The sequence below is a fragment of the Dactylosporangium sp. CA-233914 genome, from assembly GCF_050942935.1.
Lineage (GTDB): Bacteria > Actinomycetota > Actinomycetes > Mycobacteriales > Micromonosporaceae > Dactylosporangium.
The window spans coordinates 6,160,662-6,175,549 of the sequence record NZ_CP192030.1 but is presented as its reverse complement, the minus strand read 5'-3'; the positions used below and the strand labels follow the sequence as shown (position 1 = coordinate 6,175,549).

Annotated in this window: 15 protein-coding genes; 9 read left to right on the top strand and 6 right to left on the bottom strand. The window is 74.6% G+C overall.

Going from position 1 to position 14,888, the window contains the following annotated elements; all coding sequences use genetic code 11:
• Positions 1-41 precede the first annotated feature (41 nt).
• Genes ACQPY0_RS27520 through ACQPY0_RS27505 form a run of 4 tightly spaced genes read left to right on the top strand, consistent with a single transcriptional unit; the run spans position 42 to position 3,908 of the window.
• Complete coding sequence (locus ACQPY0_RS27520) at positions 42-1,211, top strand: mandelate racemase/muconate lactonizing enzyme family protein (protein WP_432994204.1); 1,170 nt, start codon at positions 42-44, stop codon at positions 1,209-1,211.
• Complete coding sequence (locus ACQPY0_RS27515; RefSeq protein WP_432994202.1) at positions 1,208-2,308, top strand: NAD/NADP octopine/nopaline dehydrogenase family protein; 1,101 nt, start codon at positions 1,208-1,210, stop codon at positions 2,306-2,308. The genes ACQPY0_RS27520 and ACQPY0_RS27515 overlap by 4 nt, the downstream gene beginning before the upstream one ends.
• Positions 2,305-3,195 (top strand): dipicolinate synthase subunit DpsA, encoded by an 891-nt coding sequence (locus ACQPY0_RS27510; protein WP_432994200.1) that lies wholly within the window; start codon positions 2,305-2,307, stop codon positions 3,193-3,195. Before ACQPY0_RS27515 ends, ACQPY0_RS27510 begins: the two co-directional genes overlap by 4 nt.
• Positions 3,192-3,908: a FadR/GntR family transcriptional regulator gene (locus ACQPY0_RS27505; protein ID WP_432994198.1), complete on the top strand. Its 717-nt coding sequence runs from the start codon at positions 3,192-3,194 to the stop codon at positions 3,906-3,908. The genes ACQPY0_RS27510 and ACQPY0_RS27505 overlap by 4 nt, the downstream gene beginning before the upstream one ends.
• A 41-nt stretch (positions 3,909-3,949) precedes the next feature.
• Here ACQPY0_RS27505 and ACQPY0_RS27500 read toward each other — a convergent pair whose 3' ends face one another.
• Positions 3,950-4,840 carry a M48 family metalloprotease gene (locus ACQPY0_RS27500; RefSeq protein ID WP_432994196.1) on the bottom strand — a complete coding sequence of 297 codons (891 nt, stop codon included), beginning with the start codon at positions 4,838-4,840 and terminating at the stop codon, positions 3,950-3,952.
• 41 nt (positions 4,841-4,881) lie between these two features.
• Between ACQPY0_RS27500 and ACQPY0_RS27495 the strand changes: the two genes are divergently transcribed.
• Positions 4,882-5,262, top strand: coding sequence for a BlaI/MecI/CopY family transcriptional regulator (locus ACQPY0_RS27495; RefSeq protein ID WP_432994194.1), 381 nt, complete (start codon positions 4,882-4,884; stop codon positions 5,260-5,262).
• A gap of 46 nt (positions 5,263-5,308) precedes the next feature.
• The gene (locus ACQPY0_RS27490) at positions 5,309-5,824 is read left to right on the top strand and encodes a PadR family transcriptional regulator (protein ID WP_432994192.1); all 516 of its coding nucleotides are present in this window, start codon (positions 5,309-5,311) and stop codon (positions 5,822-5,824) included.
• Positions 5,825-5,888: 64 nt separating this feature from the next.
• Here ACQPY0_RS27490 and ACQPY0_RS27485 read toward each other — a convergent pair whose 3' ends face one another.
• Positions 5,889-6,647, bottom strand: a complete 759-nt coding sequence (locus ACQPY0_RS27485; RefSeq protein ID WP_432994190.1) for a hypothetical protein — start codon at positions 6,645-6,647, stop codon at positions 5,889-5,891.
• Between the two features lie 173 nt (positions 6,648-6,820).
• Here ACQPY0_RS27485 and ACQPY0_RS27480 point away from each other — a divergent pair, with 173 nt between their 5' ends.
• Positions 6,821-9,238, top strand: a complete 2,418-nt coding sequence (locus ACQPY0_RS27480) for a phosphoketolase family protein (RefSeq protein WP_432994189.1) — start codon at positions 6,821-6,823, stop codon at positions 9,236-9,238.
• Here ACQPY0_RS27480 and ACQPY0_RS27475 read toward each other — a convergent pair whose 3' ends face one another.
• The 4 genes from ACQPY0_RS27475 to ACQPY0_RS27460 form a co-directional block, all read right to left on the bottom strand.
• Positions 9,239-9,715 carry a (2Fe-2S)-binding protein gene (locus tag ACQPY0_RS27475; protein WP_432994187.1) on the bottom strand — a complete coding sequence of 159 codons (477 nt, stop codon included), beginning with the start codon at positions 9,713-9,715 and terminating at the stop codon, positions 9,239-9,241.
• 4 nt (positions 9,716-9,719) lie between these two features.
• Complete coding sequence (locus ACQPY0_RS27470; protein WP_432994185.1) at positions 9,720-10,577, bottom strand: FAD binding domain-containing protein; 858 nt, start codon at positions 10,575-10,577, stop codon at positions 9,720-9,722.
• Positions 10,574-12,787, bottom strand: a complete 2,214-nt coding sequence (locus ACQPY0_RS27465; RefSeq protein WP_432994183.1) for a xanthine dehydrogenase family protein molybdopterin-binding subunit — start codon at positions 12,785-12,787, stop codon at positions 10,574-10,576. Before ACQPY0_RS27465 ends, ACQPY0_RS27470 begins: the two co-directional genes overlap by 4 nt.
• A gap of 82 nt (positions 12,788-12,869) precedes the next feature.
• Positions 12,870-13,583, bottom strand: a complete 714-nt coding sequence (locus tag ACQPY0_RS27460; protein ID WP_432994181.1) for a hypothetical protein — start codon at positions 13,581-13,583, stop codon at positions 12,870-12,872.
• A 221-nt stretch (positions 13,584-13,804) separates the two neighbouring features.
• Between ACQPY0_RS27460 and ACQPY0_RS27455 the strand changes: the two genes are divergently transcribed.
• Positions 13,805-14,335, top strand: coding sequence for a hypothetical protein (locus ACQPY0_RS27455; RefSeq protein WP_432994179.1), 531 nt, complete (start codon positions 13,805-13,807; stop codon positions 14,333-14,335).
• Between the two features lie 140 nt (positions 14,336-14,475).
• The gene (locus ACQPY0_RS27450) at positions 14,476-14,865 is read left to right on the top strand and encodes a hypothetical protein (RefSeq protein ID WP_432994177.1); all 390 of its coding nucleotides are present in this window, start codon (positions 14,476-14,478) and stop codon (positions 14,863-14,865) included.
• Positions 14,866-14,888 lie beyond the last annotated feature (23 nt).

The following is a 14,888-nucleotide window of genomic DNA, read 5'->3' as shown; positions in this document are numbered from 1 at the left end:
CCGTCCCCGTCTTTGCGTCCACCTCCGGCGAAGGAACCATCATGCGGATCACCGGCTGTGAGATCTTCATCGTCACGCCTCCCCTGCGGCGCGCCCACGTCTGGGCGGGCAACACCCGCCGGCGGATCGGGCGCCACGCCATCGTTCGCGTCGACACTGACGAGGGAATCAGCGGCTGGGGCGAGTCCCCGGCCATCCCAACCTGGGGCGGGTCGCAGATGCGCTACGGCGGGGAGACGCCCGAGACGGTGGCGTTGCTGGTCCGTGAGTATCTGATCGAGGCGGTGCGGGGGGCCGACCCGCGGCAGCTGGGTGTGGTGCACGCCCGGATGGACGCCGTCGTCAAGGGCAGCCCGTACGCGAAGGCGGTCATTGACATCGCTTGCCACGACATCGCCGGCAAGGCGATGGGGGTGCCCGTGCACGTCCTCCTGGGCGGGAAACACCGCGATGGCCTGCGGATCACCCACTCGCTCGGGATCATGCCGATCGAGGAGGCTCTCGCCGAGGCCGAGGAGGCGGTCGCGGAGGGGATCACCGCTTTCAAGATCAAGACCGGGGTCGACGGTGAACGCGACGTCGAGATCATGCGCGAACTCCGTCGGCTCGTCGGGCCGAACGTGGAGATCCGGGTCGACGGCAACGAGGGATACGCCACCGTCGCCGAGGCCATCCGCGTCACCCGCCGCCAGGAGGAGTATGACCTGCTGCTGTGCGAGCAGCCCGTCGCCGGCGCGGACGCCCTCGCGGCGGTGGCCCGCGCCATCACGGCCCCTGTCATGGCCGACGAGTCCGCGTGGACCACCCACGACATCCTCGAACTCCACCGCAGGGGGGCCGCGGAGTCGTTCAGTTGCTACGTCACCAAGCCGGGTGGTCTCTTCCAGGCCCGCCGGCAGGCCGAGATCGCCGCGGACCTGGGGATGTACCACGATATCGGTGGCTCCATCGAGTTCGGAATCGGCGTGGCCGCCAACCTGCACCTCGGCGTCGCGACACCGAGGATGCTGCTGCCCAGCGTGTGTCCCGTCCCCTCGGTGGCCGGCCAGACCGGCCCGCGTATCGCCGGGGTCTACTACCTGGACGACGTCATCGCCGAACCGATCACGTACCGCGACGGCACGTTGCTCTGCCCGACCGGGCCGGGCCTCGGCGTCACCGTTGACGAGGAGCGACTGCGCCGGTACACCGAACAATCGGTGACGGCGTGAGCACGGTCGCGATCCTGGGTGCTGGGGCGGGCGGCTGCGCTGCCGCCGTCGAACTCGTCGCTGCCGGGCACACCGTGCGGCTCTGGAACCGCGGCGCCGCTACGCTCGCCCCGCACCTGGCAGCTGGCGGGGTGCGGGCCCGTGGAGTGCTCGGGGCCGGGCTGACCCGGGTCGTCACCGTCACCACCGACCTCGCCGTCGCCCTTGATACCGCCGACGTCGCCGTGGTCTGCCTGCCGGCGCTCGCCCACGAGGCGCTCGCCGACGATCTCGTCGCGGCCGGCGCGGACATTCCCCTCGTGCTCAACCCGGGCCATACGCTGGGCGCCGCACATGTCGCCGCCCGCTACCGGGCCGCCAGCACGAGTCCGCCGCCCATCGCCGAGTTCTCGACCCTCACCTACGTGGCGCGCAAGGACGCAGACGGCACCGTCCATGTCACCGGACGCGCCGGGCGGGTCCGGGCCGCCGCGTTCGGCCCGGACCAGCGGGCGCTCGCCCACGCCCGTGACCTCTGGCCGGCCGCCGCGCCGGAGCCCGACGTGCTCGCCACCAGCCTCGCCAACGTCAACCTCGTCCTGCATCCGCCCGCCGCTGTCCTCGCCGCCGCCTGGGTGGAAGCCACCGGCGGCGACTTCCGGTACTACGCGGAGGCGACCACGCCGGCGGTCGCTGCCGTCATGCACGCACTCGACGAGGAACGCCTCGCCGTCGCCCGCGCTTACGGCCACGACCTCGACCCACTCGTGGCCGAGATGCACGCGATCGGCACCGTCGACACCGTGCCCGCCGGCCGCCCGGACGTCGAGACCCTCCGTGTCGCCGTCGCGACGGGTGCCGCCAACGCCACCATCCGCGGACCCGGCTCGCTCACCCACCGCTACTACCGCGAGGACTTCCCGTACGGCGTCGTTCCCTTCCTGGAACTGGCCAGGATCGCGGGTGTCGCCGCCCCCACCGCCTCCGCGCTGCTCACCCTGGCCGACACCGCGCTCGGCGGGACGGCCACCCGCGACGGTCTCACCCTCGCCCGCCTCGGGCTGTACCCCGACGAGCCTGACGCCCTCCGCGGCCTCGTGACGGAAGGAACACCATGAACTGGCAGGACCTCGTGATCGCCGTCGTCGGCGGCGACGAGCGGGAGCAGGAGATCAGCCGCCTCGCCGCGCGAACCGGCGCGACGGTACGCACGTTCGGCATCCCCGAGCCCGACGCCCCGATCGACGGGGTCGCCCCCGCGGGGACCCTCGCCGCCGCGATCGCCGACGCCACCCATCTCCTGCTGCCCATCCCCGGCATGTCGCAGGACGGCTCGATCTACGCGCCGGCCGCGGCCCAGCCGATCCACATCGATGTACATGTGTTGAAGTCGATGCGTGCGCCGCGACTGGTCATCCTCGGCGCCGCCGACGACAGGCTACGCACGGCAGCGGCGGCCGGCGGTGCCACCCTCTACGAGTACGAGCAGAACCAGGAGCTCATGCTGCTGCGTACTCCTGCCATCGTGGAGGGCGCGATCCGGGCGGCCGTCGAGGCGACCCGGTTCACCATCGATGCCAACCGCGCCGTCGTGGTGGGCTTCGGTAACATCGGTGCGCGGCTAGCGGTCACACTCGCCGCACTCGGAGCCCGCGTCACGGTGGTCGCGCGCAACCCCGTACAGCGGGCCGCGGCGCGCGCCGCCCACCTCGACGCGGCCCCGCTGGACCAACTGGACACCGTCACCGAGGACGCGCCGATGCTCTTCTCCACCGTGCCCGCTCCTGTCGTCGGCCCCCACACCCTCGCCCGGCTCGCCCCCCGGGCCCTCGTGATGGATCTCGCTGCCCCACCCGGCGGCGTCGACCTCGCCGCCGCCCGCGAGCTGGGCCACAACGCTGTCTGGGCGCGCGGGCTCGGCCGCCGGGCACCGGTCACCGTCGGCGCCAGCCAGTGGGGCGGCATCCGCCATATGATCGAGCGCACGGGAGGCGACCCGCGATGACCGGCCCGGCCCCCTTCACCCGGCTGACGCCACGATCCCGCGCTGACCACGTCCGCGACCAACTGGCCGCGGCCATCCGCCGGGGCACCTACCCGGTCGGCAGCAAACTGCCCACTGAGCGGGAACTGACCGAGATGCTCGGGGTCAGCCGGGTGAGTGTCCGCGAGGGCATCCGCTCGCTGGAGGCCGTCGGCCTCGTCGAGGTGCGTCACGGCAACGGCTGCTACGTCATCGAACCGAGCCGGCGCCCCACCCTCGACCTCATCGACTGGCTCGGGGCACACCGCAGCGAAGTGCTCGAGATGCTTGTCGTGCGGGGTGCCCTCGACGAGGTTGCCGCCCGTGAGGCCGCCCGGCGGCACGACCCTCGATACATCGAAGCGATCCGCGCGGCACACGCCGGGTTCGTGGCGGAGACGGAGCAGGCCGAGCCGGACCTCGACCGGCTCGCGGAGCTCGACATCGCCTTCCACCTATCCATCGCCGACGCCAGCCGCAGCGCGCTGCTCATCGACCTGCTCGGCGAACTGCACCAGCACCTGACCCCGGCCCGCCGGGCCGGCTTCGAGCACGACGGCCAGGTCCGGCGCTCCGCCGAGGAACACCACGCGATCCTCGACGCGATCGCTGCGGGCGACGAGGAAGCGGCCCGCCGCTGCGTCGCCCACCACATCGAACGGGTTCGCGACATCCTCCGGTCCCACGAGCAATGATGCCGCCACCAGCAAGCGGCCAGGACACGCCGGGAAGCAGGTCACCGGGCAGCGGCCTGCAGCAGCTCGATGAGGTCCAGCAGGCCCTCGCCGGTCCAGATCACGGAGAAGGCGGCAAGGGCCGGCGGTAGCACGGCCAGGACCGCCGGGACCGCGTGCGGGCCGGGGCTCAGCAGGCGGCTCACCCGGCGCAGGACGACGCCGGCCGCGGCGTGCAGGGCCGCCGGGCGCGGCGTGGCGCGGCCGGACAGGGCCGCGGTGCCGATGGCGTGGGCGACGATGCGTCGGTTGCCCAGCACGGCCGCCGCGCGCTCGTCGGCGGCCCGCTCGACCAGGTAGTCGACGTGGCGGCCGACCCACCACAGGGCCGGGTGCGCGGCGACGGCGAGCTCGGTGACGCGGACCAGGCGGTGGTGGCCATCGGCGAGGTGGGCGCGCTCGTGGGCCAGCAGGGCCTCGAACTGCCGGTCGCTGAGCAGGTCCCGCATCCCCGTGGTGACGACCACGTGGCCGGGGCGCCCGGGCACCGCGAACGCGCCTGCGGCCGGGTCGGGCACGATGACGACCAGGTCGGGGCCGCCGGCCGGGAGCAGGCCGAGGATCCGCCGCTGCCGCCACCATCGGTACGCCACCGAGGCGACGGCGGCCACCAGCAGCGCCGCGCTCAGGGAGGACACCCACGGCTCGGACGCCGTGTCGCGGGCGACGACGGCGGCGGACCAGCCCAGCGCCCGGCCCACGGACGGCTCCTCGGCCACGGCCTTGGCCGCGAACACCGCGAGGCTGATCGTGCTCGCCACCGCGGCCACCGCGGCCGACCACGCCACGGCCCGGGCCGCGATCGAGGGCGCCAGCCGGTCGGCCAGCAGCCGGGCCACGAACACCATCAGCGGCGGTACGACAACGACGGAACAGACGAAATGATCGAACACCGACCCCACCTCCGCATCGCGACGGTCGATACAGTCTGACGGTGAGCCGACCCCAGCCAAGGCGCCGCCCCGGCCAGCTCGAGGCCGAGATCCTGACGGTACTCGGTGCCGCCGCCGCCCCGCTGACCCCGGGCGAGGTCCGCGACCGCGTCGACCCGGGCGGCCCCCTGTCCTACAGCGCCGTGGTCACCACGCTCACCCGCCTGCACGCCCGCGGCGCCGTCACCCGCGAGCGGGACGGGCGCGCGTTCCGCTACGGCGCGCTGAGCGACCCCGCCGGCCTGGTCGCCGGCCGCATCAGCCGCCTGCTGGCCGCCGGGCCGGACCGCGCCTCGGTGCTGCGCCGGTTCGTCAGCAGCCTCGACGAGCACGACGAGCGCCTGCTGCGCGACCTGCTGCGGGAGCACCCCGACGAGGATTGACCACCCTGCTAACTTCTACACGGTTGTAGAAGCTGGCGGAGGCACGATGACGGTGGTCCTGGACGATGTCGTCCTGGCGCTGCTGGCGGCTGGTCCCAGCAGCGCGTACGAGATATGGCACCGCCACCGCGAAATCTTCGGCGACACCCGCCGCGTCGACCTGAGCCGGGTCATGAACAGCGTCACCCGGCTGGAGCGCGCCGGCCTGCTGCGCGTCGAGGCGCCGGCCACGGCCCAGCGCGGCAGCGGCAACCGCCTGTCGTGCCGGCTGACCCCGGCCGGCCGCGCCCGGCAGGCCGCCTGGCTGTGCGAGGTCGGCCCGGACATGCAGAGCGAGGATCTGTACGTGCGCGGCATGCTCGCCGTCGACGCTGCCAGCCCGGCCACCTTCGAGGAGTTCCTGAGCAACAGCCTCGCCGCGACCCGCCTGCGCATCACGCGGCTGACCGCGGCCGGCGGCACGGATCCGGCCCGCCGCGCCCGGACGGCCTTCGACCAGGAGTCCGCGCGAGCCCTGGCGCTGTGGCTCAACCAGCTCCCCGAGCACCGCCGCCCGTCCTGACCTTCCCGCCCGGCCGGCTCCGCGATCTGCTCTGGACGCGGCCGGCCGGGGCGGGGTGTGGGCGTCAAAAGCGGGCGTCGGCGTGGCGGATCGCGCCAGGGTCGCGGTCGTCGTCGACGCGGCCCTCGTCGGTCATGCTGAGGACGGTCAGCGCGATCGCGCGGACGCCGAGTGTCACCGCCGAGAAGAAGATCAGCTGGATCGCGCCCAGGCCGGATTCGTCGTCGACCGCGGCCGTCGGGTCCGTCGTCACCTCGCCGGCGATGAGGTACTGCGCCAACGTCAGGCACGCCGCCAGCACCATGATCGGTGTGGCCATCGCCCAGCGCGCGGTCGCGCCGGTCGCCAGCCACACCGACACCGCGGCGACGGCGGCGAAGCCGACCGCGATCGCCGCGGCGCGCGGGGCATCGATCGACAGCGCGAAGCCGGTGCGGCCCGACAGCGTCGACTGCACGATCATCCCGGCCGTCAGCAGCCCGACGGTCACGCCGGCGCCGATCTTCCGCGGCGCCGTCGGGTTGGCCGCGGCGAGCCCGAGGACCGCGACCGCGATCAGCATCGACACGACGGTCAGGACCAGCCCGGGGGCGAGAAAGAAGCGCACCCGGTCGTCGCGCAGGTGCACGGCGGTGGCGACGACGAACAGCGCGTCGTCGCGGGCCGCCTCGATGATCCCCCAGGCCGCGCCGGCCACCAGGACGGCCCGGTTGGCGTTCGAGCGGCGCCGGTCGGTCATCCGGACCAGGCAGAACACGGTGAGCACGCAGCCGATGCCGTTGGCGAGGAACACGCCGACGATGAACCAAAAGCTGTAGACCATCCCACTCCAGCCAACCCGGCGGTCGCCTCTCCGCTGCGCGGGCACCCCCGCGAACGGCCGCGCGAAGCATACCGGTCCCCTGTGCGAGGTAGCGCACCGCCAGGTTGCACGTGCAGGGTCGGGATGCCGAGCGGAACGTTATACGCGGTGCCGCAGCGGGTAGCGCGGTCACCATGACGGATGTGACCACGGTCGCCACGCGGGATCGTCCGCTCGGCGACGCCCCCGGTGTGCTGGACCGGGAGCGGCTGGAGCGGATCGACGCCTGGTGGCGGGCGGCCAACTACCTGGCGGTCGGGCAGATCTACCTGCTCGACAACCCGCTGCTACGCGAGCCGCTGCGCGCCGAGCACGTCAAGCCGCGCCTCCTGGGTCACTGGGGTACCACCCCGGGACTCAACCTGGTGTGGGCGCACGCGACCCGGCTGGTGCGCGAGCGCGACCTCGACGCGGTGTTCGTCACCGGCCCCGGGCACGGCGGGCCGGGCCCGAACGCGGCGGCCTGGCTGGAAGGCACGTACAGCGAGCTGTACAGCCACATCACCCGTGACGCGGAGGGGATGCGGCGCTTCTTCCGGCAGTTCTCCTTCCCCGGCGGTGTGCCCAGCCATGCCGCGCCGGAGACGCCCGGCTCCTTCCACGAGGGCGGGGAGCTGGGGTACTCGCTGCTGCACGCGTTCGGAGCGGTGCTGGACAACCCGGACCTGCTCGCGTTCTGCGTCGTCGGCGACGGCGAGGCGGAGACCGGGCCGCTGGCCACCAGCTGGCACGTCGGCAAGCTGCTGGACCCGGCCCGCGACGGCGCGGTCCTGCCGGTGCTGCACCTCAACGGGTACAAGATCGCGAACCCGGCGCTGCTGGCCCGCATCCCCGAGGACGACCTGGTCGCGCTGCTGCGCGGATACGGCTACGACCCGCTCGTGGTCCGCGGCGACGACCCGGCCGGCGTGCATCAGCAGCTCGCCGCCGCCTTCGACGGCGCGGCCGACACGATCGCCGGGATCCGCTCGGCCGCCCGCGGCGGGGGCGGCGCGCCCCGCCCGGTGCGCTGGCCCATGGTGGTCCTGCGCACCCCCAAGGGCTGGACCGGCCCGGTCGAGGTCGACGGGCAGCCGGTGGAGGGCACCTTCCGCGCCCACCAGGTTCCCCTGCCCGGCGTGCGCAGCAACCCCGCCCACCTCGAGGCCCTGCAGCGGTGGATGCGCTCCTACCGGCCCGAGGAGCTCTTCGACGCGCGGGGCCGCCCGGTCGAGGCGTTGCTCGCGCTCAACCCGCCCGGCGACCGGCGGATGAGCGCCAACCCGCACACCAACGGCGGGCGGCTGCGCAAGGACCTGGAGCTGCCGGACTGGCGGCGCTACGCCCAGCCGGTGCCGGGCCCGGGCAAGATCGCCCACGAGGCGATGCGGGTCCTCGGCCGCTGGCTGCGCGACGTGGTGTCGGCGAACCCGTCGTCGTTTCTCGTCACGGCCCCCGACGAGCTGGCCAGCAACCGGCTGGACGACGTGCTCGCGGTGACCGGCCGCCGGTGGGGCGCGGCCGTCGAGCCCGGCGACGACCACCTCGACCCGGCCGGCCGGGTGATCGAGATGCTCTCCGAGCACGTCTGCCAGGGGGTCCTGGAGGGGTACCTGCTGACCGGCCGCCACGGGCTGTTCACCTGCTATGAGGCGTTCATCCACATCGTCGACTCGATGCTGAACCAGCACGCCAAGTGGCTCGAGTCGAGCGCGCAGATCCCGTGGCGCCGCCCGCTGGCGTCGCTGAACTACCTGCTCTCCTCGCACGTGTGGCGTCAGGACCACAACGGCTTCACCCACCAGGACCCGGGCTTCCTCGACGTCGTGCTGAACAAGAAGCCCCAGGTGGTGCGGGTCTACCTGCCGCCGGACGCCAACACCCTGCTGTGCACCTACGACCACTGCCTGCGCAGCCGCCACTACGTCAACGTCGTGGTCGCCGGCAAGCAGCCCGCGCTGTCGTACCTCGACACCGAGCAGGCCGCCCTGCACTGCGCCCGCGGCCTGGGCATCTGGGCCTGGGCCGGGACCGAGCCGGCCGGGGTCGCCGACACAGAGCCCGATGTCGTACTCGCCTGCGCCGGCGACATCCCGACGCTGGAGGTCCTCGCGGCGGCCGCGATCCTGCGCGATCGGCTGCCCGCGCTGCGGGTGCGGGTCGTCAACGTCGTGGACCTGATGCGCCTGCTGCCGGAGACGCGCCATCCGCACGGGCTGCCGGACCGGGAGTTCGACGCCCTGTTCACCGCGGACCGGCCGGTCGTCTTCGCATTCCACGGCTACCCGTGGCTCGTGCACCGGCTCACCTACGCGCGCGGCAACCACGAGCAGATGCATGTGCACGGCTATCAGGAGAACGGCACCACCACGACGCCGTTCGACATGGTGATGCTCAACAACCTCGACCGGTTCCGGCTCGTCATCGACGTGATCGACCGGGTGCCGGGGCTGGCGGTCCGGGCGGCGGCGCTGCGCCAGGAGATGGTGGATGCCCGGCTGCGTGCCCGCACGTACACCCGCGAGCGGGGCGAGGACGCGCCCGACATCGCCGGCTGGACCTGGCCGGGCTGATCAGCCGGCGCGCTGCTGCCGGGCGGCGGCGACCACGGCACGGCGGATGGCCTCGTACCCGGTACAGCGGCACAGGTTCGAGGTGAGCAGCTCCCGCAGCCGCTCGGGGTCCTCGGCGATGCCCGGATCCGCCTCGATCGCGCCCGCGGCCAGCATCAGGAAGCCGGGGGTGCAGAAGCCGCACTGCAGCGCGTGCTCGGCCGAGAACGCGGCCTGCAGGGGATGCGCGGTGCCGTCGGGGGCGGCGAGGCCCTCGACGGTGCGGACCCGCGCGCCCTCGCACTGCACGGCGAACATCAGGCACGAGCGGACCGCGTCGCCGTCGACGAGCACCGTGCAGGCGCCGCACACGCCGTGCTCGCAGGCGAGGTGGGTCCCGGTCAGGCCGCAGTCCTCGCGCAGCGCGTCGGCGAGGGTGCGGCGGGCCTCGACGTCGATGTCGTACCGGCGGTCGTTGACGCTCAGCGAGACGCGCACGCGGTCAGCCTCCGTCCCGGGCCTGGCCCAGCGCGCGGCGGGTCAGCACCGCGACGGCGTGGCGCAGGTAGCCGGCGTCGGCGTACGGCTCGGGGCGGGGGTCGGCGTCCTGCCCGGCGGCGACCCCCGCCGCCTCGGCGATGGCCGCGTCGTCGAGCGGGCGGCCGATCAGCACGCGCTCGGCGGCGCGGGCCCGCACCGGCCGGTCGGCGGCGTTGACCAGGCCGAGCGAGGCCGCCGCGACCCGGTCGCCGGACAGGGTGACCGCGGCCGCCACGGCGAGCTGCGCGAAGCTGGCGTGGGTGCGGCGCAGCTCGGCGAAGCCGACCCGGCACCCGGGCGGCAGCAGCGGCAGCCGTACCTCGGCGAGCAGTTCGTCGGGGCGGCGTAGCGTCGCGAACGGCCCGGTGAAGAACTCCTCGGCCGCGACCGTGCGTCGCCTGCCGCGGGCCACGAGGTCGATCCGCCCGCCCAGGGCGGTGACGACGGCCGGCCACTCGGCGGCCGGGTGGGCGAACGCGAGGCTGCCGAGCATGGTCCCGCGGGCCCGGATCGGCGGGTGGGCGATGTGCCGCGCCACCCGGCGCAGCAGCGCCCCCAGCGGGCCGGGCACCGCCTGGGACTCGAAGGCCCGGTGCCGCACGAGCGGACCCACGCGCAGCGTGCCGTCCGCCGCCTCCAGCCGGTCGAGGCCGGCGATCCGGTTGATGTCGACCAGCCGGCGGGGCCGGGCCCGGCGGTAGTTCATCTCCAGCACGAGGCTCTGGCCGCCGGCGAGCACCTGCGCGCCGCCGTCGGCGAGCGCGGCCACCGCCTCGCCGGCGCTGCGCGCGGCGAGATAGTCGAACGGCGCGGGTTTCATCGGACGGCCTTCCAGCAGGCGTACGGCGTGAGCGGCATCTGCGGCGCGGCGCGGCCGGACGGGCGCAGCGCGTCGGCGACGGCGTTGACGATCGCCGGCGGCGCGCCGATGCAGCCCGCCTCACCGGCGCCCTTGGCGCCCAGCGGCGTGTTCGGGTTCGGGGTCGCCGTCGCGGCCAGGCCCAGCGGCGGCAGCTCCGACACGGTCGGCAGGAGGTAGTCGAGCAGGCTGTCCGCGGCGGGGCGGCCGCCGGCGTCGTAGCGGGCCTCCTCGTAGAGGGCCTGGCCGATGCCCTGCACGATGGAGCCGTACCCCTGCCCCTCGACGATGAGCGGGTTCACCACCACGCCGCAGTCGTCCACCGCGACCAGCCTGAGCACGCCGACGATGCCCAGGTCCGGGTCGATCTCGACCACGGCCGCGTACGCGCCGAACGGGAACGACTCCGGCGGGGCGAGAATCTCCTGCGCGTAGAGCCGGTCCGTCGCGGCCAGCTCGGCCATGGTGATGCTCCGCGCCCCGGCGCTGAGCGTGCCGGCCCGGTACTCCACCGCGTCGGCCGCGACCCCGCCGGCCTCGGCCACGCGCCGCTTCGCCGCGTCGATGAGCTTCTCGGCGGCCCGGTACAGCGCGGCGCCCCCGGTCTGCATCGAGCGGCTGGCGAACGAGCCGATGCCCTGCGGCACCAGCGCCGTGTCGCCCTCCACGAGCCGGACCAGATCCGCGTCCACGCCCAGCACGCCGGCGACGACCTGCGGGAACGACGTCTCGTGCCCCTGCCCGGTCGAGCAGCAGCCGGACCGCGCCACGAACGTGCCGTCGGGGCGGGCCTGCACGGAGCCGAACTCCTCCCCGACGCCCGCGCGCTCGACGTACGTGCACAGGCCGATCCCGATCGGCGCCTCCCCGCTGCCGCGGCGGCGCGCCTGCTCGCGGCGCCAGCCGGCGTAGCCGACCTCGTGGAGGGCGACCTCGAGCGCCGTGGCGTAGTCGCCGCTGTCGTAGGTGAAGCCGGTCGGCGTGCGATACGGGAAGTCCGCCGGCGCGATGAAGTTGCGCCGGCGCAGCTCGGCCGGGTCGATGCCCAGCCGGGCCGCGACGGTGTCCACGGTGCGTTCGATGGCCGCGGCCGCCTCGGGCCGCCCGGCACCGCGGTAGGGGCACGTCGGGGCGGTGTTGGTCACGACCGCGCGGGTGCGCACGTGGACGTGCGGGATCGCGTACGCGCCGCCGGCCATCATCGACGTCGCCATCGGCACGAACGCGCCGGCGTGCGGGTATCCGCCCACGTCGGCGTCGATGTGCAGCTCGTAGGCGAGGATCCGCCCGTCGGCCGCGGCGGCCATGCGGACCCGCTGGTTCTGGCCGCGGCCGTGCGGCCCGGCGGTCAGCGCCTCGGCCCGGTCCTCCACCCAGCGCACCGGCCGCCCGAGCCGGCGGGCCGCCGCGACCACGACGAGGTACTCCGGCCACGTCTCGCTTTTGCCGCCGAACGCCCCGCCCACGTCCGGCACGCTCACCCGGATCTGCTCCTGCGGCAGGCCGAAGGCCGTGGCGAGGTCGCGGCGCAGCCGGTGCGGCGCCTGGTGGGACACCCACACCCGCAGGCCGCCGCCGGGCTGAGGGCTGACGAGGATCGCCCGCGGCTCCAGGGACGTGTGCGACAGCAGCTGCTGGCGGTAGCGGGCCTCCACGACGACCGCCGCGTCCCGCCAGACCGCCTCGCCGACCGGCTCGCCGAACTCCCGCTCGCTCGCCACGTTGCCGGCCCCGGGGAACAGCCGCACGCCGTTGCCGGCCGCCTCGGTCGCGTCGAGCACGACCGGCAACGCCTCGATGCGGGCCCGGGCCAGGTCCCGGCCGTCCTCGGCCGCGTACCGGTTCTCGGCCACCACCACCGCGAGCGGCTCGCCGGCGTAGCGCACCCGGCCGGTTGCCAGCGCCGGCCAGGGCCGCCCCCGCGCGGACGCGGCGTCCAGCATCGGCGGTACCTCGGGCAGGAACGGCAGGTCGGCGGCCGACCAGGCGGCCACGACGCCCGGGGCCCGGCGGGCGGCGTCCAGCTCCACCCCGGCGAGGGTCCCGTGGGCGACGCCGCTGCGCACGAACACCGCGTCGGCGCAGCCGGGGAACCGCAGGTCGGACACGAACCGCCCGGCGCCCCGGACCAGGCGCTCGTCCTCGCGCCGGGGCACGCGCGCTCCGATCATCGGCGGGGGCTACCCGGGCTCGTCGGCGGCAAACGACCCGCCGGCGGCAGGCGCGCGGATTCAGGGCGCTGCGCCCGCCGCCCTACGCGGCGAGGACGGCGTCGGCGGCCTTGCGGTCGCGGCCGACCCGCACCAGCGCCGCCGACAGCCGCGGCAGCTCCTCCGCCGGGACCAGCGCGGCGAGGTCGTCGGGGGCGGCGGGCAGGTTGAGCCGCTCGGCGCCGTCGGTGACCTTGCGGTCGGCGTACGGCGCGATGTCGGACCAGACCGCCTGGGCCTCGCGCAGGAAGATGTCGGCGCCGGTCGGGCCGACCCCCGGGAACTCGGTGAGCAGGCGCCTGGCCGTGGCCGGGTCGCCGCCCGCCTCGCGGTGCAGGCGGCGCAGGTCGCCGCCCCAGCGCTGCCGGCACCGCTCGGCGGCGTCGCCGAGCGCGGTGGCGGCGCTCTCGTCGTAGCGGCGGTACTGGCCGCGGTCGAGCGCGTCGACGCGATCCTGCCAGCTCGCCTCGCCCATCGCGCGCGGCGAGCGGTAGCCGGCGGCGAACAACTCCTTCGCCGCGGCGACCCCGGCGCCGGCCGAGATCCGGGCGCTGAGCAGCGTCGCGAGGACCAGCAACTGGTACAGCGGGCCGGGCTTGTCGGTGAGCCTGATCCCGGCCTCCTCGGCGTACGTCCGGCCCTGCTGCTCGAGCAGCGCCTCGACGGTGTGCCGCTCGTCGTGTGCCTCGGCGTGCGTATCTTTTGCCTTCCTGGGCGACCGCTTGGGCGTGCCCGGCAGGTCCTGACGCGCTGACATGACAGCCCTCCCTCCAACGGGGTCTGTAAGCACTCAGTGCCCGGCGCGTCCACGCTCAAACGACGCCGGGCTGCCCCGCGGGTGCGCGGTAGCCCGTCGACGTGCGGCTTTGTGGGGCTTCGTTGGCAAAGGGGGGTTCTTTCGGTTTTCTGTTTGATCCCCGCGGCTCACCGGTACTGGGTGGCGTTGAGGCAACCCGAAGGGGGATCATCATGCACCGCGTGCGAATGGTACTGGCGGCGGCGGCGACCACCGTCGCCCTGGCGATCGGAGCACCTGTTGCGGCCGCGGCCCAGCCGTCGCCGACACCGCCCGGTGGCACCTCCGGGCCGGGGCAGACGCAGACCAGCCCGATGCCGCCGAGCGGCACCGAGATGCACGGAATGCCCGACGTCCTGCACGGCGAGGGCATCGTGCAGACGACGAAGGGCCCGGTCCACGTCGCGATCCAGCACGGCACGGTCAGCCAGATCACCGGCTCGACCGTGACGGTGCGCTCGTCGGACGGGTACACCAAGACCTGGCAGACCAGCGACCACCTCAAGGTGCTGTCGATGCGCAACAGCCTGCAGCCCGCCGCGGTCAGCCAGGGATCAAAGGTCTTCATCGGCGGCGTGATCCAGGGCATCGGCGGCAACGCGAGGTACACGGCGCGGATCGTGCTGCTGCACGACATGCAGAGCCCGGGCATGGGCTCGCCCGGGACCGGCAGCCCGACCAGCATGCCGACGCCCGCGCCCACAACCAGTTGACCGGCGCCGTCCCGGCCCACCCACTGTGCCCGCGAGCCGCACCTGAGGGCACGGCGGCGCGATGCCGGCGGCGGACGGTGTTTCCGGGCAACCGCCTCGGGTAGCGCCACAAGGAGACGATCGACGCACCGGAGGCTCTGATGGACACGCACGACCGCGATGCGCGGGCCAGGGTCGAGGAAGAGCTCGGCCACGGCAACTACGGGCCAGGCGCGTTCGACGAAGTGACCGACCCGTCCGACCCGGCGCGGGAGGTGCTGCGCCGCGGCGCCGGTGAACCGACCGGCGCCGTGGCCAGGGACCCCGCCGACGCCGCGGCCGAGGCGGAGATCCTGCGCAACGGCGGGCCCACGACCTCGGAGGGCCTGCGCACGACGACCGGTTCCCACGCGGGGCCGGGCGGGCCGGGCAGCGCCCGGCACCACCGCCGGGTGCAGCCGGGCGCCGCGCCGGCGACCACCGGCGACGCGACGACCGGGGGCATGACGAGCCCGGCCGCCGCGGAGACGGGCGAGCTCAGCGACCGCTGACCAGGCACGCTGGGAGGAGCCTG